The sequence below is a fragment of the Candidatus Symbiopectobacterium sp. 'North America' genome (genome assembly GCF_015762685.1).
Taxonomy (GTDB): domain Bacteria; phylum Pseudomonadota; class Gammaproteobacteria; order Enterobacterales; family Enterobacteriaceae; genus Symbiopectobacterium.
This window is the reverse complement of sequence record NZ_PEHF01000026.1, coordinates 45571-67668: the sequence shown is the minus strand read 5'-3', so window position 1 is coordinate 67668 and position 22098 is coordinate 45571. Positions and strand designations below refer to the sequence as shown.

The window sequence follows — 22098 nt, the reverse complement described above, 5'->3', positions numbered from 1 at the left end:
AACCGCTGGATCGGCCGGTTGGCTTATCTCTCGTTCAGTTCTGAAGCTGTTTGTTGTTTTTTGTTAAGTCCTGCGTCGGGTGAGGTTACGAGCATCGACCGCTGACGCGTTCTCGTTTTTATTTCTATAACATGCTTATTTATCATGTTTTTATTATGGTTTATAAATGTTGTTACCTGAGTGCTAGCGCGTTTTGTGTCCAGCATCAGTATGCGTTAATCGAAATACACCACAATGACTTAACGCCATATTTGTGACTTTTGTATAACATTTCGACGTAATTTAAAAATAAATCACAAAAAAATGCGCAAATCGGCGATAGCGTGACCCATATTTAATATTTTTTCACAACCAGCGATGATAATGAGGCACTTTCCTCGACGACGGAACAGGGTTATCTCAATGCCAACCAACATACAACGGCCTCACGCCGTGCCGCCCAGAATAGGTGTTATCGCCGATGATTTTACCGGTGGCACCGATATCGCCAGCTTTTTGGTCAACGGTGGTTTGTCCGCCATTCAGGTGACACAACTGGATGAACAAAAAATCACAACTGATGTGGATGCTATCGTTGTCAGCCTGAAGAGCCGTTCCTGTCCGTCAGAAGAAGCGGTCGCCCTGAGCCTGGATGCATTGCGCTGGTTGCAACAACACGGGTGCGAGCAGATCTACTTTAAATATTGCTCGACTTTCGACAGCACAGCACAAGGCAACATAGGCCCGGTAACGGATAGCCTGTTGGCGGCATTGGCACAGGACATCACGCTGTTATGTCCTGCACTACCGGTGAACGGGCGCAGCGTCTATCACGGTTACCTGTTTGTGAACGGCGTGCCGCTGGATGAGTCTGGCATGCGTAACCATCCCTTGACGCCGATGCGCGATGCCAACGTGATGCGCATAATGGAAGCACAGGCAGCCGGGCGCGCGGCAAAAATTCTCTTTTCTGTGATTGATGCGGGCGTGCAGGCGGTGCAGCAGGCGATTGCTGATTTGCGCCAGGCGGGCTATCGCTACCTGGTGCCTGATGCGCTGACCGCTACACACCTGGAAACCATTGCCGAGGCGAGCCAAACACTGCCGCTGCTTACCGGTGGCTCGGGTCTGGCGGGGGGACTGGCTGCTGTGCTGACGCGAGGTTCATCGTCGCGCAACGTTGATGCCAGTGAAGCGGGCAAACCCGCTGACGGCAGCAAGACTGTGATTTTGTCGGGCTCCTGCTCCGTGATGACTAATGCGCAGGTTGCCGCCTATGCGGCTGAAGCGCCCGCGCAGCCCCTTGATGTTGCCCGTTGTATCGAAGGTCTTGCGGATTATGTTGTAGAGGTGACGGAGTGGGTCTGCCAACAGCAAGGCACGCTTGCGCCGCTCGTTTACTCAACCGCTGGCAATGATGTGGCGCGCATTCAGGCGCGTTACGGCGCCCAACAGGCCAGTGCTGCGGTGAAGGCTTTCTTTGCCGCATTGGCGCTGGCGCTCGCCTAGCACGGAGTCGATCATTTTATCGTGGCAGGCGGAGAAACCTCTGGTGCGGTGATGCAGCGCTTGCAGGTCGGGGCGCTGAATATAGGCCCACAAATTGCGCCCGGAGTTCCCTGGGTGCATGCGGCGAATGCTACACGCTTTTTCGGCCTTAAATCCGGTAATTTTGGCGACGAACGCTTCTTTTTTACCGCACAGGATTTCTATCAGAAGGATAGTAAATAATGGAACGTGAACTGCGTGAACAGATGGTTTCCTGTGGTGCGTCATACTATCAACGCGGATATTCCGTCGGTTCTGCCGGAAACCTGTCGCTGCGCCTGCCGGATGGTCATATTCTGGCGACGCCCACCAACTCGTGTCTGGGATCGCTGAAGGCCGAACGGTTATCCAAAGTGACGATGGACGGAGAACAAGCGACCGGCGATCGCATGTCCAAGGAGATTGCGTTCCATTTGGCGATTTATCGCCAGCGCCCGGACTGCAACGCCATTGTGCATTTGCATTCGACCTATCTGCCCGCGTTCTCGTGTCTGGACAGTCTCGATCCGGAAAATATCATTCGTCCTTTCACCCCTTACTATGTAATGAAAGTAGGCAAGATGCCGCTGCTGCCTTATTTTAAGCCCGGCAGTATCAGGATTGCGGAAACATTGGCGCAGTGAGCGCACGAGGCTAATGCCTTTTTATTGGCAAATCATGGTCCGGTGGTGTTGGGAACGTCGCTGACGGAGGCTGCCAACGCCATGGATGAACTGGAAGAGACCGCAAAGCTGATGTTTTTGCTCAAAGATAGCAACGTGCGTTATCTCACTGAGGCCGAAGTCAGTGAGCTGCGTCCCTGAGGGCGAAAAGGAGACATGATGCCCAGATTTGCCGCTAATCTCTCGCTGCTGTTTACCGAAGTGCCGTTTCTGGCGCGGTTTGAAGCCGCAGCCAGAGCCGGGTTCAGTGCGGTAGAGTTTTTGTTTCCTTATGCTTATCCGGCGGAGGATATTGGTCAGGAACTGCGTCGCAATGGATTGCAGCTTGCCCTGTTTAACGTCAACCCCGGTGATTATGCGGGCGGTGAACGCGGTTTGGCGGTGCTGCCTGGCCGCGAGCGTGAATTTAAAGAAACTCTGGAGCAGGCTTTAGACTATGCAGGGCACCTGGGGTGCAAGAAGCTGCACGTGATGTCGGGCAATACCCCAGCCTCGCTGCCAATCGACGAGGCCACAGCGTTATGGCTTGCCAACATGCGGCTGGCGGCAGATCGGTTGGCGCAGCAACAGATAACACTGCTGTGCGAGGCGCTCAATCCGCGCGATGCGCCGGGGTATTTCCTGCACGACCAACGCCTTACCGATCGACTGGTGAGCATGATTGACCGACCTAATGCACGCGTACAGTTAGATCTCTACCATGCTCAGATTACCCACGGCGATCTCAGCATGCTGATCCGTTCGCTCGCAGGACGTATCGGCCACGTACAGATTGCGTCGGTGCCGGACCGGCATGAACCAGTATCGGGGGAAATCAATTATGCCCATATCTTCCGGGAACTGGAAAAGGCGGGAGACCGTGACTGGATAGGCTGTGAGTACCATCCCGAATCCGGCACGCGGGCAGGGCTCATCTGGCGGAAAGCGTTTGACGAATCATAAACAGAATTGAACAATACGCCTTGGCAATAAGCGTATTCCATCAGGCGGTTAGCGGCATACGGCCGGTGAAAACAGCATAAAAAGGCGATAGATGATCCCCAATTGATACTCACAGCACTGGTTGAACGCGAGCTGATCTCGATTACCGAATTGACCGAGCTGTTGGGCGTGTCACACATGACCGTACGCCGAGACATTCAAAAGCTGGAACAGGAAGGTCGCGTGCTTTCCGTGTCGGGAGGCGTGCAACTGTCGGAGAAAATCACCTCGGAGCCGTCGCACCTGACCAAGCGTGCGCTGCAATTTGCCGAAAAAACGCTGATCGCCCATGCTGCGGCGCAGTACGCTCAGCCGGGCATGTCACTCTATCTGGATGCGGGCACGACCTCGCTGGCACTGGCGCAGTCATTGGAATCTCGGGACGATCTGATGGTGATCAATTACCTCATCGAACATTCCGAATGCAAGCTCTACCACACCGGTGGGTTGGTGCTGCGGGAGAACTGTTCCTGCGTCGGCGACAGTTCCACCCATTTTCTGCATAACCTTAACGTGAATATCAGCTTTATTTCCTCCTCGTCGTGGAATGCGCGTTGGATCTCCATGCCGACCGAAGCCAAAGTAGCCATCAAGAAAGCGGCGGTGGCGGCAGCGAATAAACGTATCCTGATTTGTGACTCCAGCAAGTACGGCAAGGTGGGCACGTTTAATGCGGTCTCACTGGAAGAGATGGATATCGTTATTAGCGACAGCAATTTGCCGGAAAGCGCAAAAAGTGCATTGCTGCAAACCGGCGTGCACCTGGTGGTGGCGGAGTAGGGAACGCAGGGTGTTACGCGCTGACCTGTGGGATGGTGTCTAGCGTATAATAGATGTTCAGTCCTGCACGCAGCGCCACTTCGATATTCTTATCCGCGCCGTTGGACTCACCGGGAATGCGGTATATTGCATCACATTGCATGATCAGCCGGTGGGCCACGGGGTAGAGAAATGCCTCGCTGATGGCGTCGCCGATCTGTTGCGAGCCCGCAGCGTTAGCTAATAGCAAGGCCAGCCACTCGCCAATCACCGGAAAATGCCCTTTCTGATAGACGGCCAGCGCGGCGGCTTACAGACGTGCCAGGTTGCTGGCGATACGCGCCGTGTCGCCCTCGGTGCCGCTACGATATGGCCCGGCGATTAAAATCAGTTGTGCTGCTATAGGTTGTGTTGCTGTAGATAGTGTCGACATAGTGACCTCAAAGCATGCCTTTCAGTGCGATGTACTGTAACAACATGATGGTTTTTCCATCGGCGATCAGGCCGTCATCAATCGCCCCAAAGGCCTGTTCTAAAGGCATTTCCAGCACTTCTATATCTTCCCCTTCCGCTTTAATCCCCCCTCCGGAGCTTGCACGATCGTGCGCGTGATATTCTGCAATAAAGAAAAACAGCTTCTCGGTGACCGAGCCAGGGCTCATAAAGGCCTCGAACACTTTTTGCACGTTGGTGATGCGGTATCCTGTCTCTTCCTCCGCTTCGACCTTAATGCGGCTTTCCGGATCCAGGTTATCGAGCAGGCCGGCTGAGGTTTCGATCAGAAAACCGTGATAGCCATTCACATAGGTTGGAAAACGAAACTGGCGGGTTAGCACCACCGTACGCTGTTGCCGGTTATACAACAGGATGGTGGCACCGTTGTCACGATCGTAAACTTCACGGTTCTGTCGCTGCCATTCACCGTCGCGACGTTGAAAATCAAAGGTGTATTTTTTTAGCGTATACCAGTCGTCAGAGAGGATTTGGCAGTTTTGTATGCGTATTTCTGCATGTTTAAATGGCATTTTATGGCCTATTGGTGTGTTTTGGGCAGCAAAAACATGCAAGTTCAATTAATTTCATTCATTGGGGGATCAATGCTGACGCCACAACGTAAAAAAGCCATTCTCGAAAAGCTTGCCACTGATGGGCAGGTGTTATCTAAAACACTCAGTGAGTGGCTTGAGGTTTCGGAAGATACGGTGCGCCGTGATTTACGGGAATTGTCCGCAAAAGGGCTGCTGCAAAGGGTACACGGTGGGGCCGTTCCTGTCGCCGATGCCAAAGTGACCTTTTCCGAACGTCAGTCGCTGCGCATGGATTCAAAGATGAGGGTGGCGAAAAAAGGCGCTGAACTGATCGCGCCCGGTCAGGTGGTGATGATTGATGGCGGCACCACCACGTCTGAGTTGATCAAATTCCTGCCCATTGATTTATGCATTACCGTGGTAACGCATAGCCCAAGCATTGCGCTGGGTTTGGTTGAGCACCCGCTGATTGAAGTGATTTTGATTGGTGGCAAGCTTTATAAACACTCTATCGTGACCGTGGGTGCCGCCACTTTGGAAGGGATTGCGCAGTATCACCCGGATATTTTCTTTATGGGTGTCACCGGTGTGCATCCGGAATCGGGGCTCACCACAGGCGACTATGAAGAAGCCTGCATCAAGCGTGCGCTATCAAAACGTGCGGCCGAGATCATTGTGCTGGCCTCGGCAGAAAAAATAAACGCTGCTTCACCGTTCGTTATCGGTGATTTGTCATTGATGAATACGCTGGTGGTGGAAGATGACACCGATGCGACATTGCGAGCGGCACTGGTGACCACAGGTGTTAGCGTTGTTAACGCCTGAGCCCCACGCTATAACTTCTGCACCTTGAGTCCATATTCTTGCGGGTTGGCGATGTTAACCAGTTTGCCAACCTGCACTAAATCCCCTTTGGATAACACACTGCTGATATTGGTATCGGGAAAGCGCAGATTTTTTACCAAATGCACCACCGTAGGCCGGCCTTTGTTGTCAATATCAAGGATCCAGCCCAGGAAACCGGCCGAGAATTTCGCCAGGCTACCGATAGGATAAGGGCCATAAATCTGGATATATTTTACCAACAGCGACTTATCGTAGACGTCGTGGGCTTCATGAATTTTGCGGTAAGCCTCAAGTGGCGTGCGGGGCGAGATGCTGTTACGTGCGTGTCGCAATGTGTTGACCGTTTTAATCACCGATACCAGCCTGACGAGCGGTGACAGCTGTGTGCCCGATTTGCCCGCCGGATAGCCGCTGCCATCAAGAAGTTCATTGGCGTTTTCGATCACTTCACGGCACACCGGGCTCATTTCCCAGCCAAGTTCGCCCAACGTATGGCACAACACGGTAATGTGGCCGCGCAGTATGGCTTTCTGCGCCGGGTTCATATTGACCTTCAGTGAGGGAAGGTTGGCATTGACTAACAGCGGTTTACCCATGGTGTGCAGCAGCGTACCGAGAACGGCTTCGAGTATTTGCGTATCGTGAGGATCGTGAAGCAGCAACATGTCAGCTAATGTTCCAGAGACCTGAACCGCATGCCGTACCCAGTCGGCTTCGTCGCGCAGGAAAGAGAGCGCATACAAGAAGGCTTTACGATCGTTTTTGACCAGATACAGCAAGGTGTCGACGCAGTCATAAAAAATTTCCAGCGGCAGCTGGTTGCGGGTTTTTACGTACATCAACCCAATTTGGAGGCGATGAGCGACTTCCAGTACGCCGCGTTCCATTGGGGTTTGGCGAGTACGCTTCTCGCGTTCCTGATTTTCCCGTAACAGAATGCTTTTCTCCTTGGCACTCGGAATGAACAGTGGAGATTGATAGATCATGCTGCCGGTGATACCGGTGCGAAATGCCGCCTCTCTTTCCACTTCATTCGTGCAATGAAACAGTGCTTCAGATTGCGATGAAGATAAATTAATGAATTGAACACCCACCGCGGCATAACCGTTATTGCCAAAGGGACGCATATGCCTAATTTTTCCCTCGGCAAACAGTGTGGTTCCATTAGGAAATTCTATCGTTATACCCGGAATCTCCTGACCCACCTCCACGGCAATACTTTCAACCAGATCGATTTCGACCAGGCATCCACCGGTTGAAAGATTGCGCAATTTTCCAGTTACGGTAAGCACATGGCGATAGATTTCAACGCGCACGCGTGCCTGCATTCCGAGAATAAAAGGAATACGAATGGCGCCACGATTTTCATTGATAAACACCGACTCTGGCAGTTGGCATTCAAGTCGGTACAGCATGCTATCTACCTTAAACAACTTGGTTGGGATATTACACAGACTGTAGGTTTCTCGCTCGCTGTTATCGACGCCGTTGAGGGCCTCCAGATCAAAATTGAGCCCCCCTTCATGGAGGTAGTGCTCAATATCCGATCCAGAGTATTCGACTTCCAATATCATACTGCTGGTATCGAGACTGAGCTCCCTGACATCGGCTTTCAGGGGGTACGGCATATTTTTGGCATAAATTGACATCGCGTGCGGATGCTGAATTAGCGAACGAATAACATTATTTGGCGGGGGGGCGTAATGCTCCATCATACGATATCCCTCTTGGTGTAGATAAGCCCTGGTGTTTGGCGACGCTTCCGTTTTCTTAGCCGAATTGCAAGCAAATTATTTGATGGATTAGAGATGGTAATAATCAAAAAAATCTAATGATTTATTTGTTAAAAGCAAACGCCAATCCAGTCAATAAGTCAATAAACTCAGCGTTTTTTTCATCCTAACAAGGATTATACGCGGTTACAATGACTCTATTATTGGACTAAATTGAGGGATTTTTGGATAAAACGATATAATTTTCTTTTCATGTAAAAAATATTGAAATTTATCCTTATAAAATTCTTTTTAAATGGTTTTTAATGCTGGTTTGTGATATAGATTTTAACGATCATTAAATTACGTGCAATATGCGTAGTCTATCAAATGGAGATTTTTGATCATTCTAAACAATTTTCAAACGCTTTGAATAAATATTTAGAATTTATAAGGGCGAAATTAAAAAGCCCAATTCCTATGGAGAGGGAGCAAAACGGTAAGATGAACACGACTCTGTTATACGTTAATGGGAAGCGGATTTGGCTAAAAGCCGAGTACCAACCTATCATTCATCTTCCTGAAAATAGAATCTTCAGGTATGAAACCCTAGCCCGGTTTTACACTTCAAACGGCGAGTTAATCCCAACGCAATCAATGATAGAAGAGATCGAAGCGTGCGGATTGATTAACCAGGTCACCGATTTTATCTTCGATCTGATCTGCCGATTAATATATTGTAAGAAAACGTTATCAATCTCCTTCAACCTCTCTCCGCTTATTTTCAACAATATTGAGTATCTGGATAAGTTGTATCAAATATGCTTATTATATGATGTTAATCCGAGCTCTATAGAAATAGAGTTGAGTGAAAAAATTACGCAAAAACAATTGATGGAGGGCGTCACGTTTTTTAAACAAAGCGAAAGCGTATGGCTTCATGATCTCACTCGATGATTTTGGTGCCGGGTGTTTGAAGACCGACAGCCTTTCTTTGTTTAATTTCGATATGATAAAAATCGATCGCTCGATTGTTAATGGTATTGGAACGGATCCGAGTAAGTTGGAAAGGATGCAAAAATTATTGCATGTATTAATTCCTCTCGGTGTCAATATCATCTGTGAAGGTGTCGAGAAGGCGGCGGACTTAAACAAGTTGAAACGTTATTTACCCATTTTTATTCAGGGGTATATTTTTTACCGTCCTTTGACGCTTAATCAGCTCAAGCTACTGGAAAATTTTTAACCTTTCCCCCTGTCGTTGCCCCACCGTCCATCAGGTGTCTGTAGGCACCTGAATCCCACCGTTGGCTAGCCGTATCCCATAGCGGTTTCGCACTCCACTGGCAAGGCGAACAGAACGCTGTCGACCTTAAAACCACAAAAAAATGTGGATATGCGATGGCCTTCATAAATACGCTGACACATTTCATCACTTCTTCTTACTTTTGATCAAAAGCAATATTTTGAATGCATCTTTTTTTGCTACTGATAGTCGCGGGTAATATCATGACAATTTTTGTAGTTATGTCGTATTGCTGTCATCAAGATAGTTAAAATGGCCGCCAGTGGGTGGCTCAATTCGGACATATACGCATGGTCAGGATCAGCATGTTAATCCCCTCTCTATGGGGCATGGTAGCCAGCCTTTTTCTTCTTTTTCCCGTGCTCGCGGAGGAAGCAGCGCCTGCTAAAGCGCTTGCTGCGGTTGAAGCGCGTAACGATACATTCACGCAAAAACCCCCCCGATCAGTACAACTCGTGGAAAGCGACCAGTGAACAATCTGAGCGCCACGATGCCCTGTCCGAAGACCCGAATATGGTAATTCTTTGGGCAGGTTATCCGTTTTCACGGGATTAAAATAAACCACTCGGCCACGCTTTTGCCCTTACTGATGTGTGCGAAACCTTGCGTACCGGGGCGCCAAAAAATGCTGAAGACGGTCCGCTACCCATGGCGTGTTGGAGCTGTAAAAGTCCGGATGTTGCCCGCCTGATTCAGCAGGAAGGGGAGGACTGTTATTTCAAAGGAAAATGAGCGCGCGGCGGGCCGGAGATCGTTAACGATCTTGGCTGTGCTGACTGCCACAACACCGCTTCGCCAGAGTTCGCACAGGGGAAACCTACCCTGACGCTTTCCCGCCCCTACGCCGCCAGAGGGATGGCGTCGATCGGTAAGCCATTTGAAAAAGCCGGTCGTTTCGACCAGCAAGCGATGGTCTGTGGGCAGTGCCACGTGTAGTACTATTTTTCCGGCAAAGACAAAGCGGTCAAACTGCCGTGGGACAACGGCACCAAAGTGGAGTACATGGAAAAATACTATGACGCGATTGCCTTCTCTGACTGGACCAACTCGCTCTCTTGTGCACCAATGATCAAGGCACAGCACCCGGAATATGAAACCTGGAACGCGGGCATTCACGGCAAAAACAACGTGACCTGTATCGATTGCCACATGCCAAAGGTGAAAAACGCAAAAGGTAAATTGTATACCGATCACAAGATTGGCAACCCCTTCGACAGCTACGAACAAACCTGTACCAACTGTCACACGCAAGATAAAGCGTCCATGCAGGGTATCGTGGCGGAGCGCAAAGCCGCTATCCAGTCGCTGAAACTTAAAGCGGAAGAGCAGTTGGTTCACGCGCATTTCGAAGCCAAAGCCGCCTGGGATGCCGGTGCGACCGAAGCGGAAATGCAACCGATTCTGACCGACATTCGCCATGCGCAGTGGCGTTGGGATCTGGCGATTGCCTCCCACGGCATTCATATGCATGCGCCGGACGAAGGATTGAGAATGCTTGGTACCTATCTGGATAAAACGGCGGATGCACGAACCAAACTGGTGCGTCTGCTGGCGACCAAAGAGATCACGCAAGAGGTCAAACTGCCAGATATCTCCACCAAAGAAAAAGCGCAGCAGGCGATAGGGCTCAATATGCAGCAAATCAGCGCGGAGAAACAGGATTTCCTCAACATGGTAGTGCCGCAGTGGGATGAGCAGGCGCGCAAAGCCGGGCGACTGAGCCAATAACCCCTTACCGCCCGAGCGCGGGCGGTCATTACGTGGAGTGGATATGAGCGTATTACGTTCGTTATTAACTGCCGGGGTGTTGGTGCTGGGCATGTTTTGGACAGTGCCGGGGTAGACGGAACCCCCATCTCAGACTGCGGCAGGAAAGCGGTGGACGGTGATGCCGCAGCGCAACCCCGATGGGGCGTGTTTGCAGTGCCATAAGCCGGAAGAAGAGGGCATGAAGGGGAAACACGCCAAGGCGATGAACCCGCAGAACCGGCAACCGATAACCTGCACCAGTTGTCACGGCAAGCCGTTGTTGCATCACCGTGAGGGGGTGAAAGACGTGATGCGTTTTAACGACCCGATGTATACGGTAGAGCAGCAAAACGGCGTCTGTATGTCATGCCATACCCCAAAACAGTTGCAGAAGGCATTCTGACCGCACGATGTTCACATGACAAAAGTGGCCTGTGCCAGCTGCAATCAGTTGCACCCGACACAGGATAAAATGCAGGCGCTGGATGACAAAGGCCGCATCAAGCTGTGCGTCGATTGCCATAGTGATCAGCGCAATAACCCGGATTTCAATCCTTCCTCAGTGCATCTGGGTCAGAGGCAGCCATGAGTTGTTCTCGTCGCCAATTTATCGCTCGCATGGGCGGGCTGATCGCCATCACCAGCACCACCGGGCAGGTGGTGGCGCAGACGCTGAACATCAACGGCATGCGTTACGGCATGGTCCATGACGAATCACTGTGCATTGGCTGCAATGCCTGCATGTAAGCCTGCCGGGACGTCAATCAGGTGCCGGCGGGGGTATCACGTCTGACGATTAGGCGCAGCGAGCCGATCGGTGTATTTCCTGATGTGAAGTACCGGTTTTTCCGTCACTCCTGCCAGCATTGCGATAATCCACCGTGTGTGGATGTCTGCCCAACGGGGGCATCATACCGCGATGCGGCAAGCGGCATCGTCGATGTCGATCCCTCATTGTGCGTCGGTTGCCAGTACTGTATTGCCGATTGCCCCTATCAGGTGCGCTTTATTCATCCTGAGAACAAGACTGCGGACAAGTGCGATTTCTGCCGCAAGACCAATCTGAAGCAGGGAAAACCGCCGGCCTGCGTGGCGGTGTGCCCGACGAAGGCATTGACGTTTGGCAACCTGGACGATCCGGACAGTGACATCTCCCGACTGCTGAATCAAAGGGCGACCTATCGCTACAAAATCGCGCTGGGCACGCGGCCCAAGATGTATCGCGTACCGTTTAAATTTGGGGAGGTTCATCAATGACGCCCGTCTCTTCAAGCCCGTTCCACTTTGATTCCTTAGTGTGGGACTGGCCGATCGCGATTTATCTGTTTCTGATCGGCATCTCTGCGGGATTGGTCACGCTGTCGGTGCTGTTACGTTGTTATCGCCCGGCATTGGCAACCTCGGACAGCACTCTGATGCGCACCACGCTGCTGCTAGCCCCCGGCGTGATTATAGTTGGATTACTGATTTTGGTGTTCCACCTGACGCGCCTCTGGACGTTTTGGAAACTAATGTTCCATTACAGCTTTACCTCCGTGATGTCGGTGGGGGTGATGCTGTTCCAGGTCTACATGGTGGTGCTGATAGTCTGGTTAGCGAAGATTTTTGATCAACAACTGATTGGTCTGCAACAGCGCTGGTTGCCGACACTCCGCGTTCTTCCCTCGGCACTGGCACGGCTGACGTCGCTGATGAAAACGTTGGATATCGTGATGCTGGTGCTGGCAGTGATGCTTGGGGCCTACACCGGTTTTCTGCTTTCGGCGCTGAAGACCTATCCGCTGCTCAATAACCCCATTCTGTCGATCCTGTTTTTGTTTTCGGGTATCTCCTCTGGCGCTGCGGTGGCGTTGATCGCCATGACGCTGCGTGCGCGTCGCAATCCGCACAGTGAGGAGACGCACTTTATTCATCGGCTGGAAACGTCCATCGTTTGGCTGGAAATCTTTGTGCTGTTTGCCTTCTTTATCGGTCTAGCATTAGGCGATTAGGGGAAACACCGTGCGCTGGTCAACGCGCTGACGGGAGGATTTTGGGCCACATGGTTCTGGTGTGGCGTGGTGGGGATTTGGCTAGTCGCCCCGTTGCTGCTCAAGCTTTGGGCCAATCGGTGGCGCTCACCTTATGGCGTGTTGGCCGTCAGCGGCATGAGCCTGACCGGCGTGTTGTTGCTGAGTTTCTTTATTCTGTATGCGGGACAGTTGACCGTTGTGTAGCCCCCGACAAGAGGCATGTTGATGTTGCTATTGCCAGAGTTTGGCTATGTTGCGTTGTTGCTTGCAAGCGCCGTTGGCGTGGCGACGACGCTGCTTACCGCAGCCGGTTGCTATCGTCATTGGTACCCTGTGTATCGACTGGCGCGCGTATGGACGTGGGTGCTGTTCGGTCTGGTGCTGTTGGCGTTTGCCGTACTGACGCTGAGCTTCATGCTGAATGATTTCTCGGTCAATTATGTTGCGCAGCACGGGCACCGCGATTTACCTTTCGGGTTAAAAATAGCCGCCGTGTGGGGCGGTCATGAGGGTTCACTGCTGCTGTGGCTGCTCTGTTTATAGGGATGGAGCGCTTTGTTTGCCTTTCGCTATCGCCACGCGCAGAGCTACCTGTTTCCGCTTACCTTAGCGGTGATGGCCGCTATCTCCAGCGCACTGCTGATTTTCATCGTGATTTTTTCCAATCCCTTTACGCGTCTGCTGCCGCCTGCGGTAACCGGGCGCGATCTTAATCCGATGCTGCAACATATCGGCCTGATTCTGCATCCACCGCTGCTCTATCTTGGTTACGGCGGGTTAACGGTAAGCGCTGCGCTGGCGCTGGGCGCTGCCGGCTTGGTGCGCCTTAACCCTTGGCATCATGCTGGGGTTGTGGTGGGCCAATAACGAGTTGGGGTGGGGAGGCTGGTGGTTTTGGGACCCGGTAGAAAACGCTTCTTTACTTCCGTGGATCACCGCCAGCGCGCTGTTGCACAGTTTATACGTGACGCGAATGCGTGGGATCTACCGTCATTGGTCGATGATGCTGGCGATATTGACGTTGGTCCTCAGCCTGCTCGGCACCTTGATCGTGCGTTCTGGCATTCTGGTGTCTGTCCACGCCTTTGCGCTTGAACATGACAGAGCCGTGCCGCTGTTTATCCTGTTTGCTGCGCTCAGCATGGCCGCCTTGTTGATTTATGGCTGGTGCGCAACAACGCACCGTCCAGCGGCGCGCTTTTCCGGCTGGTCGCGGGAAATCGCCATTTTACTGGCGCTGTTGTTATTCGCCGCTGTCGCGCTGGTGGTTCTGCTGGGCACTCTCTATACGATGGTCTACGGACTGGCAGGGTGGGGCACCAGCCGGGCATCAAGGGCATGTTGACCGGAGAAGAAAACTTGCGTTTTTTTTATCCGCAGCACAGCCAGCCGTCACTGTGGCAGGCGTTGGCCGCTGTTGGATTAGCAGGCTATGAGGATGTCCCTGTCGCGCGCTTGTCGGCAGGACAACAGCGCCGTGTGGCGCTGGCGCGTTTGTGGTTGACGGATGTCCCACTGTGGATTTTGGATGAGCCTTTGACCGCACTCGATGTTGCCGGTGTCGATATGTTGACGCAACGCATGGAACACCATGTCACACAGGGCGGCATCATTATTCTTACCACGCATCAGCCGCTGCGTCCGCGCACTCAGAAAATTCGCTGTATCCAATTAGTGCCGGAAGAGTGAGACCGATAATGCGGCGGCTTATGGTGCGTGAACTGCGCGTCGCATTACACAACAACGCCGAAATCCTCAACCCGATGTGGTTTTTTCTGATTGTGATCATTCTGTTCCCACTGGCGATTGGGCCTGAACCGCAGTTGTTATTGCGTATCGCTTCAGGCGTGGTGTGGGTCGCCGCCTTGCTGGCATCACTGCTGGCGATGGATCGCCTGTTTCACGACGACTATCAGGATGGTTCATTGGAACAGTTAACGCTGCTGCCTCTGCCCTTGCCGTTAGTGGTCCTGGCGAAAGTAGCGGTGCATTGGATGGTCAGTGGGTTGCCGCTGTTACTGCTTTCTCCTCTGGCGGCTCTGCTGTTTGGTCTGAGCTTTCGTGAGTGGTCAGTGATGGCGCTGACGCTGTTATTGAGCACGCCAACGCTCAGCTTTTTGGGCGCTATCGGGGCTGGGTTAACGGTGGGGTTACGGCGCAGCGGTGTGCTGCTCAGTCTGCTGGTGCTGCCGCTCACCATCCCGTTATTGATTTTTGCCACCGCAGCCATTGAGGCCTCCATGATGCAACTGCCCGTCGGTGGCTATCTGGCGATCCTCGGTGCCTTTCTGGCGGGTAGTGCAACGCTGTGTCCGTTCGCTACAGCCGCGGCGTTACGGGTGGGCCTGAATTGATTATCGATTTTCGGATTTCATCGTCCCGCATGGATGCGTTTTACGCAAAGTGAGCACACGATTATGTTGAAAAAAAACCATCAGCATACCCCGCCGCAGCGGCTTTATCACCGCTGTGGCAAGCTTGTTCCCCTCTTTGCGCTGATCAGCGCAGTGATACTGATCGGCGGTTTGGTGTGGGGATTTGGATTTGCACCCGCAGACTATCAGCAGGGGCAGGGCTACCGCATCATGTATCTGCATGTGCCTGCCGCCGTCTGGTCGATGGGCGTCTATGCCACCATGGCTATTTTGCCGTGTGGGCATTGAGTAAACGCTCGCAAACGGCGGAGTTGGCGATCGCGGCAATGGCACCCGTCGGCGAGGTATTCACCTTTATTGCGCTGACCACCAGCTCCACTTGGGGAAAACCGATGTGGGGCACCTGGTGGGTCTGGGATGCTCGCCTGACGTCTGAGCTGGTGCTGCTGTTTATCTATATTGGCGTGATTGCGCTCTACAACGCGTTTGACGATCGCCGGTTGGCTGGGCGCGCCATGGCCATTATGGTACTGGTTGGCGTGGTGAACCTGCCAATCATCCATTTTTCCGTGGAGTGGTGGAACACCCTGAATCAGGGGTCGACGAAAATGCAAAAAACTATCGATCCGGCAATGCGTCTTCCACTGCGACTGATGAGTTAGGGTTTATTAGCCTGTTTGTGACTGTGTCACTGATGCGTTTGCGTAACCTGATCCTGATGCAACAGCGCCGTTCTTCCTGGGTAGCTGCGCTGGTTAACCAAGAAGGAGGCACACGATGAATATCGCCTTTACCAGTTGGCAAGCGTTCTTTGCGATGGGCGGCTATGCCTTTTATGTCTGGTTGGCGGCGGCGTTGACGCTGTTGCCGATCTGCGCGCTGCTGGGGCACACCCTGTGGTGTCGTCGCGTATTGCTGCGGGATATAGGGCGTCAGCAAGCGCGTGAACAGCGTAAGCTCAAGGCGTGCCATAATCCTGGGGAGGTGATGCCGTGAGTGTAGCGCGCAAAACCCGACTTTATGCTATGGTGGCCGTTGTTTGCGGGCTGGCGCTGAAGATGGGTCTGACGCTCTATGCGTTACGCTCGAATATAGATCTCTTCTATACGCCCAGCGAAATTTTGTACGGAAAAAATGAGACGCAGGAAATTCCGGTTATCGGGCAACGTTTACGCGTTGGCGGTATGGTGATGCCTGGCAGCGTAAGGCGTGATAGCCAAAGTCTGCACGTGCACTTCACCGTGTATGACGCCCAGGGATCGGTGGAAGTGACCTATCAGGGCATCCTGCTGGATCTGTTCCGCGAAGGGCAAGGGGTGGTGGCGCAGGGCGTGTTGGAGTCTGAAAATCGCATTGCGGCAAAAGAAGTGCTGGCGCGCCATGATGAGAAATATACGCCGCCGGAAGTGAAAGCCGCCATGGATGGGCAACATCAACACCTGCCATCGCCCACGGTCAAAGAGAGTGCCCGCATATGATGCCGGAAGTCGGAAATTATCTGCTGTGTCTGGCGCTGGGCGTGGCGTTATTGCTCGGTATTTATTCGCTGTGGGGAGCGGCGCGTCAGGATGTACGTTTGATAGCGTTGGCTCGCCCGCTTGCCTGTGCGTTATTTGCCTTGGTTTTTGCGTCGTTCCTGCTGCTGGTCTACGCGCTGGTCATTAATGATTTCACCGTGCTGTACGTAGTGAACAACTCGAACCGCGCTTTGCCAGTGTGGTATCGGGTCGCCGCTGCCTGGGGGGCGTATGAAGGCTCGCTCCTGCTTTGGGTGCTCCTGATGAGCAGCTGGACCTTCGCGGTTGCCATGCTCAGTCGCGGCATGTCGAGCGATGCCGTGGCGCGCGTGCTGGCGGTGATGGGGATGATCAACGTCGGTTTTTTACTGTTTATTGTGCTGACCTCAAACCCGTTTACCCGTACGCTGCCGGATTACCCGATTGAGGGGCGCGATTTAAACCCGTTGCTACAGGACATTGGTTTAATTTTCCATCCGCCGCTGCTTTATATGGGCTATGTCGGGTTTTCGGTGGCGTTTGCCTTTGCGGTGGCGTCGCTGCTGGCAGGACGTTTGGACAACGCCTGGGCGCGCTGGTCGCGCCCGTGGACACAAGCAGCATGGTCATGGCGGAAGCAGCAATTGATGCGGGCATCACCCGCGATCTCTACGCCGCACTGGGGGAAGAGTTGGATGACGGCAGTTGGGCGGTACGGCTCTATTACAAACCTTTTATGCTCTGGATCTGGTACGGCGGTGGATTGATGGCATTGGGCGGTATCTTGTGCATGTTCGATCCGTGTTATCGCTTGCGCCGCGCCGTTCGGGAGAGTCAACCATGAGCCGTAGAGTGTTATTTATTCCTCTGGCATTGTTTTTACTGTTGGCCGTGGCACTGCTGTGGCAACTGGTACGCAACAGCGACGGTGATGATCCTATGCGACTTGAATCCGCGTTGATCGGCAAACCCATCCCTGCATTCCGTCTTGAATCTCTGGATGTGCCGGGAAAAACCTACCAGCAATCTGAACTGCAAGATGGCAAACCGCTACTGCTCAACGTTTGGGAGACATGGTGTCCAACCTGTCGTGCCGAGCACCGTTTCCTGAATATGCTGGCGGCGCAGGGCGTTCGTATTGTGGGGATGAATTACAAGGACGATCGTGTCAAAGCGGTTGACTGGCTCAAAGAGCTGGGCAATCCGTATGCCATGAGCCTGTTTGATGGCAACGGCATGTTAGGGCTGGATCTTGGCGTGTACGGTGCGCCGGAAACCTTTCTGATCGATGGCCATGGCATTATTCGCTACCGCCATGCCGGCGATCTGAACATGCAGGTGTGGCAGGAGACGCTGAAGCCGCTGTGGGAGCAATACAGTCGTGAGGGGGAGTATGAAACTGATGGCTTTGTTGGGGGCTTTGTTGCTGTCGTTTGGCGTACTGGCTTCCTCGACGGACGCGTGGCGTTTTGACAACGAGGCGCAAGAGCAACAGTTTCGTGAATTAACCACGCAACTGCGCTGTCCGAAATGCCAAAACAACAGCATTGCCGACTCGAATTCGATGATTGCTTCGGATATGCGGCAAAAAGTGTATGAGCTGATGCAGCAGGGGCAGAGCAAGCAGCAGGTGGTCGACTCGTTATGGCTATTTTGTGACGTACGAACCGCCGTTAACACCCTTCACGGTGTTGCTGTGGCTGTTGCCTGCGCTCTTTCTGGTCGCGGGACTCTGGATGATTGTGCGACGCGCGCATCGCATCACACGCACTGAGTCACCGATGAGCGAACAAGAGAAAAAACGGCTGCAAGCGTTGTTGGGACGCACGGAGAAACGACCATGATGTTACTGACAACCGTGATTATTGTATCGTTGGTAGGGCTGACTGCATTGCTGTTTGCGCCGTGGTCTTCGAAAATCGACTACTCGCGTGATGCGATAAATCAGGCGCTGTATCATGACCGGCTGCGTGAAATTCACGCGGATATTGCCAATGAAGGCGAGCTCACGCAGTTGCTGGAAGATTTGCAACATACGCTTTTGCAGGACATTCCCGATAGTGCGGGCGTGCCGCAGCGTCCGCTTAGCCGCTGGGTGTTATTGCCGGGCATCGTGCTGTTGGCGACAGTAAACCTGAGTGTGTTTTGGCACACCGCCTCGATCAATCGGGTGCAGGAGTGGCAGCAGGTTGTGGCATTGACGCCCGATTTGTTGAAACGTGCGCTCGACCCGCAAGCGGAGCCGCTGACTGTTGAAGAGGTCGCCCGTCTTGGTTTGAGGCTGCGTAGCCAGTTGGAAACACAGCCGGAGAATGTGCAGAACTGGTGGTTGCTGGGTCGGATTGCCAGCCTGCTCAACAACTATGATATGGCAGTGCAGGCCTATGCTAACGCCTATCGACGCGATCCGCACAATAGCGAGCTGGCGTTGGATTATGCGGATATCCTGTCGCGCTCTACCAACCCGCGCGACAGCGAGCGTGGCGGCGAAATGCTTCGTGAACTGCTGCAAGCGGGTTCCACCAATGTGAGCGCCTTTGAGCCTGTTGGCGTTCAATGCCTACGAAGGGCAACGTTATCAGGAAGCCATCGACGCCTGGAAGGGAATGTTGCGCGTCTTGCCGTAAAACGATACGCGCCGTGGGGTGATTGAGCGCAGCATTCAGCAGGCGGAAGCCGAGTTGGCGGCGACACCGCAACATCCGTGACGTTTTCAGGTTTCTTTTGTTGTTGGTGTGCGCGGTTCGGACCGGCTCTCTTTGTCATCCTCGGCGAAAGCCGGGGATCTCTCTGAGGATAAACGCGTTTTCTCTGCAAGAGATTCCCGCCTTCGCGGGAATGACGGAGGTGGGTGGTAATGACTGTTTCAGGTAGGTATGCCAGCAAATTCAAGGGGAACTGAAGCTCTCCTCATATTGCTGACAAAGTCTCTTTACCCATCGTCATCCTCGGCGAAAGCCGGGGATCTCTTCGAGGATAAACGCGTTTTCTCTGCAAGAGATTCCCGCCTTCGCGGGAATGACGGAAGTGGGTGGAAATGACTTGTCAACAACAACGGATCAGAACTCGCTTTTGACACCATGCATATCCGGCAACTGATGCGCGATGACTTTGTGGCAATCAATGCAGGTTTGGCCGGTTTTAATCGCCTCGGTGTGTTTCTCCATCGCCACCGTTTTTTGCCCTGAGTAGTCCATATAGTCAAAGTTGTGGCAGTTGCAGCACTCCTGCGAGTTGTTGTTTTTCATCCGTCGCCACTCGTTTTGCGCCATCGTCAGCCTGTGTGCTTCAAACTTTTGCGGCGTATCAATGGTGCCCATGATCTTGCCATAAAGCTCTTTGCTGGCTTGAATTTTACGCACCATCTTGGGCACAAACTCATGGGGAACGTGGCAGTCCGGGCAGGTAGCACGCACCCCGCTGCGGTTGTTGTAGTGGGCGGTAGTCATGTATTCCTGATAAACGGTATTGTTCATCTCATGGCGACTGATGCAAAACGCTTCGCTGTTGCTGTTCTCCATGGTTTTTTGAAACGTAGCCAGAAAGAAAATACCGCCAGCAAAACCGGTAATTAACAGCGTCCCTAACTCCAGACGACTTGGTCGACGCCACCACTGCCATACGCTGCGCAGCCATCCCGCTTTTTCAGGTTGTTTCATTGAAAACCTCACTGTCCAAAACCTTTAGAAGGGGTGAAGGTGTTGCCGGTAATCGGTGTGGCATCCGTCTGCGGCACGTGGCATTGCAGACAGAAGTAACGGGCAGGTGCGACATTGCCCAACGTCTTACCGTCACGATCCACAAAGTGGGTCGGGCTGACGCGCGGTGCGTTGGTAGAGCGGTAGTTTTCTACACTATGGCATTGCAGACAGCGGTTAAATGTCGGCGTCACCTGATAGCCATCCACGCTGTGCGGGATCATCGGCGTCTGGTTGACGTAGTTGAGCGCCATTTTATCTTGCTGTTTGGGCATGCGCGTATTGCCCGGTTGGGCGGTGGAGACTTCCAGTGACTGACTTAACAGATCGGCCTGCGCCGTTGCGAAGGTACTGACAATCATTGCCAGGGCGGGTATCCAACGATACCATCCCGTTCTTAAGCTTTGGCTTTTCATGATCTTGCTCCCGATTTCCATCTAAGGGTTATTTTAAAAACGTCTTCTGCGTAGGCATCAATACAGAGTCCGCAGGTTATGCAGTCACGGTCGGTGACCTGCACCGGACTGTGTTTATCGAGTAAGGGGGCGCGCAGCACCTGCGGTTCCGGACAGACATGAAAGCAGTCCATGCAGCGGGTACAGCGCGTGCGTTCGGCGGCTTCCACCACCAGTGCGCTTTTACAGCCCAGCACGCCATACAGTGCACCCGTTGGGCAGAGGTGGCCGCACCAGCCGTGCTCAACCACTAGTAAATCAAACAGGAACAACGCGGTAAGCAGCCAGACGCCCGCGCTAAAGCCAAAAATCAGCCCACGGCCGGTTAATGACACCGGATTGATCCACTCCCACAGCACGGCGCTGCCAAGCAGGATCAGTCCCAGCAGCCAATAGCGCAGGCTGCAGGATAACGTGGCAGATGCGGTAATACCGAGACACCGTCGCAGCCAGGCCGCCAGATCGGTCAGCGGATTGACCGGACACACCCAGCTACAAAACAAGCGCTTACCTGCCAACGCATAGCCGACAGCAATAATCAGCGCACCCGCCAGCGCAAGCGTGGCGGGTAAGTGACCGCTGGCGAGGCTTTGCAGCACCATCAGTGGATCGCTGAACGGCACGGTATCAAGCAACCGACTGGCGCTGTAGTTGCCGTGCAGGATCCAGACACCGAACAGCGGACCACTGAGAAACATCAGCAGTACCAGCGATTGCGTCAGCCGCCGCAGCACCAGCCAACGGTGACTGCGCCACCACCCTTTTCTGACCTGCGCCTCGCGTCCGGCGTCTTGCTTACGATTTGCCATCGCGCGCCTCCAGCCAGCTAAAGCGGTAGTGATGCCCAAGTTCCCCTTTTGCCAGCGAACGTGGCAACACCTTGATAGCCGGTTGCTCCAGTACGCAGGCTTTCTCGCATTTTCCGCAGTCGGTACAGGTATTGCTGTGTACTGTCGGCAGGAAGCGCGCATGTTTGCTGGTGCGCGGATTGCGTTCCGGTTCCAGCGTGATCGCGCTGTCAATCAAGGGACAGAGGCGATAACAGACATCGCAACGTAATCCCTGATAATTCAGGCAGTTTTCCTGATCCAAGAGCACCGCTAATTCCATGCGGGCATCATCGATGGTTTCCAGCGGTTGCATGGCATTACTGGGGCAGGCCGAGACACACGGGATGTCTTCACACATTTCGCAGGGAATATCGCGCGCGGTAAAATAGGGGGGTACCCACCGCCGGGCCGGAAATCAGGGTCGCCAGTTTTAGCGTTTGGTACGGGCATGCCTGCACGCACTGACCGCAGCGGATGCAAGCACCGGAGAATGCCGCTTCAGGCACGGCACCCGGCGGGCGTAGCCGCAGTACATCGGCCTGACTGCGTCGCTGCTGGATACCGAGCACCGCCACCGCGGCCGATAATCCGGCAACGGTACGCACCGCGTCGCGCAGAAAGCGGCGGAGGACTGGCGATGAATTTTCCGGGCGAGCCATTTG

The 22098-nt window shown here is 53.3% G+C and carries 16 protein-coding genes and 13 pseudogenes; 22 read left to right on the top strand and 7 right to left on the bottom strand.

The features are described 5' to 3' along the window. Positions 1-402: 402 nt before the first annotated feature. The 4 genes and pseudogenes from otnK (at position 403) to CS369_RS05890 (ending at position 3950) form a co-directional block, all read left to right on the top strand. A pseudogene (gene otnK / locus CS369_RS05905) lies at positions 403-1710 on the top strand (3-oxo-tetronate kinase). Continuing rightward, a pseudogene (gene otnC, locus CS369_RS05900) lies at positions 1710-2330 on the top strand (3-oxo-tetronate 4-phosphate decarboxylase). Before otnK ends, otnC begins: the two co-directional pseudogenes overlap by 1 nt. An 18-nt stretch (positions 2331-2348) precedes the next feature. After that, entirely contained in the window at positions 2349-3131 is a 783-nt protein-coding gene (gene otnI, locus CS369_RS05895) for a 2-oxo-tetronate isomerase (protein ID WP_196906426.1), read from the top strand. A gap of 102 nt (positions 3132-3233) precedes the next feature. After that, on the top strand, positions 3234-3950 hold the full coding sequence (locus CS369_RS05890) for a DeoR/GlpR family DNA-binding transcription regulator (RefSeq protein WP_244664810.1): 717 nt from the start codon (positions 3234-3236) through the stop codon (positions 3948-3950). A gap of 13 nt (positions 3951-3963) precedes the next feature. Here the strand turns inward: CS369_RS05890 and CS369_RS05885 are convergent. Together CS369_RS05885 and CS369_RS05880 are read right to left on the bottom strand one after the other, a co-directional pair. Further along, positions 3964-4332, bottom strand: a pseudogene (locus tag CS369_RS05885) (NUDIX hydrolase). Between the two features lie 37 nt (positions 4333-4369). Beyond that, on the bottom strand, positions 4370-4954 hold the full coding sequence (locus tag CS369_RS05880) for an NUDIX domain-containing protein (RefSeq protein ID WP_196906359.1): 585 nt from the start codon (positions 4952-4954) through the stop codon (positions 4370-4372). A gap of 72 nt (positions 4955-5026) precedes the next feature. Between CS369_RS05880 and CS369_RS05875 the strand changes: the two genes are divergently transcribed. Further along, the gene (locus CS369_RS05875; RefSeq protein ID WP_196906358.1) at positions 5027-5782 is read left to right on the top strand and encodes a DeoR/GlpR family DNA-binding transcription regulator; all 756 of its coding nucleotides are present in this window, start codon (positions 5027-5029) and stop codon (positions 5780-5782) included. An 8-nt stretch (positions 5783-5790) separates the two neighbouring features. On the opposite strand, the gene CS369_RS05870 is transcribed toward CS369_RS05875, so the two are convergent. Then, positions 5791-7518 carry an HD domain-containing phosphohydrolase gene (locus tag CS369_RS05870; RefSeq protein WP_244664809.1) on the bottom strand — a complete coding sequence of 576 codons (1728 nt, stop codon included), beginning with the start codon at positions 7516-7518 and terminating at the stop codon, positions 5791-5793. 387 nt (positions 7519-7905) lie between these two features. Here CS369_RS05870 and CS369_RS24485 point away from each other — a divergent pair, with 387 nt between their 5' ends. From CS369_RS24485 to ccmI, 17 genes and pseudogenes are all read left to right on the top strand, one after another. After that, positions 7906-8472 (top strand): EAL domain-containing protein, encoded by a 567-nt coding sequence (locus CS369_RS24485; RefSeq protein WP_280514729.1) that lies wholly within the window; start codon positions 7906-7908, stop codon positions 8470-8472. Next, positions 8456-8761 (top strand): EAL domain-containing protein, encoded by a 306-nt coding sequence (locus tag CS369_RS24480; protein ID WP_280514728.1) that lies wholly within the window; start codon positions 8456-8458, stop codon positions 8759-8761. The genes CS369_RS24485 and CS369_RS24480 overlap by 17 nt, the downstream gene beginning before the upstream one ends. A 365-nt stretch (positions 8762-9126) precedes the next feature. Then, a pseudogene (gene nrfA, locus CS369_RS05860) lies at positions 9127-10549 on the top strand (ammonia-forming nitrite reductase cytochrome c552 subunit). Between the two features lie 43 nt (positions 10550-10592). Next, positions 10593-11159: pseudogene (nrfB, locus tag CS369_RS05855) on the top strand (cytochrome c nitrite reductase pentaheme subunit). After that, positions 11156-11827 (top strand): annotated as a pseudogene (nrfC, locus tag CS369_RS05850) (cytochrome c nitrite reductase Fe-S protein). The pseudogenes nrfB and nrfC overlap by 4 nt, the downstream one beginning before the upstream one ends. Beyond that, positions 11824-12786, top strand: a pseudogene (gene nrfD / locus CS369_RS05845) (cytochrome c nitrite reductase subunit NrfD). The pseudogenes nrfC and nrfD overlap by 4 nt, the downstream one beginning before the upstream one ends. 21 nt (positions 12787-12807) lie before the next feature. Next, a pseudogene (gene nrfE, locus CS369_RS05840) lies at positions 12808-13900 on the top strand (heme lyase NrfEFG subunit NrfE); the annotation flags it as partial. Continuing rightward, on the top strand, positions 13789-14271 hold the full coding sequence (ccmA, locus tag CS369_RS05835; protein WP_244664818.1) for a heme ABC exporter ATP-binding protein CcmA: 483 nt from the start codon (positions 13789-13791) through the stop codon (positions 14269-14271). The pseudogene nrfE and the gene ccmA, both read left to right, overlap by 112 nt. Before the next feature lie 8 nt (positions 14272-14279). Continuing rightward, positions 14280-14936: a heme exporter protein CcmB gene (ccmB, locus tag CS369_RS05830; RefSeq protein WP_196906357.1), complete on the top strand. Its 657-nt coding sequence runs from the start codon at positions 14280-14282 to the stop codon at positions 14934-14936. 63 nt (positions 14937-14999) lie between these two features. After that, a pseudogene (locus CS369_RS05825) lies at positions 15000-15738 on the top strand (heme ABC transporter permease). Further along, the gene (ccmD, locus tag CS369_RS05820; RefSeq protein ID WP_196906356.1) at positions 15735-15953 is read left to right on the top strand and encodes a heme exporter protein CcmD; all 219 of its coding nucleotides are present in this window, start codon (positions 15735-15737) and stop codon (positions 15951-15953) included. The pseudogene CS369_RS05825 and the gene ccmD overlap by 4 nt, the downstream one beginning before the upstream one ends. Further along, positions 15950-16435, top strand: a complete 486-nt coding sequence (gene ccmE, locus CS369_RS05815; RefSeq protein ID WP_196906355.1) for a cytochrome c maturation protein CcmE — start codon at positions 15950-15952, stop codon at positions 16433-16435. The genes ccmD and ccmE overlap by 4 nt, the downstream gene beginning before the upstream one ends. Then, a pseudogene (gene ccsA, locus CS369_RS05810) lies at positions 16432-17083 on the top strand (cytochrome c biogenesis protein CcsA); the annotation flags it as partial. The gene ccmE and the pseudogene ccsA, both read left to right, overlap by 4 nt. Then, positions 17076-17297 (top strand): cytochrome c-type biogenesis CcmF C-terminal domain-containing protein, encoded by a 222-nt coding sequence (locus tag CS369_RS23165; RefSeq protein WP_307833662.1) that lies wholly within the window; start codon positions 17076-17078, stop codon positions 17295-17297. The pseudogene ccsA and the gene CS369_RS23165, both read left to right, overlap by 8 nt. Next, positions 17294-17839 (top strand): annotated as a pseudogene (locus tag CS369_RS05805) (DsbE family thiol:disulfide interchange protein); the annotation flags it as partial. The gene CS369_RS23165 and the pseudogene CS369_RS05805, both read left to right, overlap by 4 nt. A gap of 7 nt (positions 17840-17846) precedes the next feature. Next, a pseudogene (locus CS369_RS05800) lies at positions 17847-18297 on the top strand (cytochrome c-type biogenesis protein). Continuing rightward, positions 18294-19106 carry a c-type cytochrome biogenesis protein CcmI gene (gene ccmI / locus CS369_RS05795; RefSeq protein WP_244664807.1) on the top strand — a complete coding sequence of 271 codons (813 nt, stop codon included), beginning with the start codon at positions 18294-18296 and terminating at the stop codon, positions 19104-19106. The pseudogene CS369_RS05800 and the gene ccmI overlap by 4 nt, the downstream one beginning before the upstream one ends. Positions 19107-19512: 406 nt before the next feature. Here ccmI and napC read toward each other — a convergent pair whose 3' ends face one another. From napC to napG, 4 genes and pseudogenes are all read right to left on the bottom strand, one after another. Continuing rightward, a complete protein-coding gene (gene napC, locus CS369_RS05790) occupies positions 19513-20112 on the bottom strand; it encodes a cytochrome c-type protein NapC (protein WP_196906352.1) in 600 nt (199 codons plus the stop codon). An 8-nt stretch (positions 20113-20120) separates the two neighbouring features. Continuing rightward, the gene (gene napB / locus CS369_RS05785) at positions 20121-20567 is read right to left on the bottom strand and encodes a nitrate reductase cytochrome c-type subunit (RefSeq protein WP_196906351.1); all 447 of its coding nucleotides are present in this window, start codon (positions 20565-20567) and stop codon (positions 20121-20123) included. After that, positions 20564-21415, bottom strand: coding sequence for a quinol dehydrogenase ferredoxin subunit NapH (gene napH, locus CS369_RS05780; protein ID WP_196906350.1), 852 nt, complete (start codon positions 21413-21415; stop codon positions 20564-20566). The genes napB and napH overlap by 4 nt, the downstream gene beginning before the upstream one ends. Then, positions 21402-22095 (bottom strand): annotated as a pseudogene (gene napG, locus CS369_RS05775) (ferredoxin-type protein NapG). The gene napH and the pseudogene napG overlap by 14 nt, the downstream one beginning before the upstream one ends. Between the last annotated feature and the right edge of the window lie 3 nt (positions 22096-22098).

Bases quoted from the DNA above. Each gene is read 5' to 3' on its own strand.
- otnI (WP_196906426.1), top strand. From the start codon at position 2,349: ATGCCCAGATTTGCCGCTAATCTCTCGCTGCTGTTTACCGAAGTGCCG.
- CS369_RS05880 (WP_196906359.1), bottom strand. From the start codon at position 4,954: ATGCCATTTAAACATGCAGAAATACGCATACAAAACTGCCAAATCCTC.
- CS369_RS05875 (WP_196906358.1), top strand. From the start codon at position 5,027: ATGCTGACGCCACAACGTAAAAAAGCCATTCTCGAAAAGCTTGCCACT.
- CS369_RS05870 (WP_244664809.1), bottom strand. From the start codon at position 7,518: ATGATGGAGCATTACGCCCCCCCGCCAAATAATGTTATTCGTTCGCTA.
- CS369_RS24485 (WP_280514729.1), top strand. From the start codon at position 7,906: ATGGAGATTTTTGATCATTCTAAACAATTTTCAAACGCTTTGAATAAA.
- CS369_RS24480 (WP_280514728.1), top strand. From the start codon at position 8,456: ATGATCTCACTCGATGATTTTGGTGCCGGGTGTTTGAAGACCGACAGC.
- ccmB (WP_196906357.1), top strand. From the start codon at position 14,280: ATGCGGCGGCTTATGGTGCGTGAACTGCGCGTCGCATTACACAACAAC.
- ccmD (WP_196906356.1), top strand. From the start codon at position 15,735: ATGAATATCGCCTTTACCAGTTGGCAAGCGTTCTTTGCGATGGGCGGC.
- CS369_RS23165 (WP_307833662.1), top strand. From the start codon at position 17,076: ATGGTCATGGCGGAAGCAGCAATTGATGCGGGCATCACCCGCGATCTC.
- ccmI (WP_244664807.1), top strand. From the start codon at position 18,294: ATGATGTTACTGACAACCGTGATTATTGTATCGTTGGTAGGGCTGACT.
- napC (WP_196906352.1), bottom strand. From the start codon at position 20,112: ATGAAACAACCTGAAAAAGCGGGATGGCTGCGCAGCGTATGGCAGTGG.
- napB (WP_196906351.1), bottom strand. From the start codon at position 20,567: ATGAAAAGCCAAAGCTTAAGAACGGGATGGTATCGTTGGATACCCGCC.
- napH (WP_196906350.1), bottom strand. From the start codon at position 21,415: ATGGCAAATCGTAAGCAAGACGCCGGACGCGAGGCGCAGGTCAGAAAA.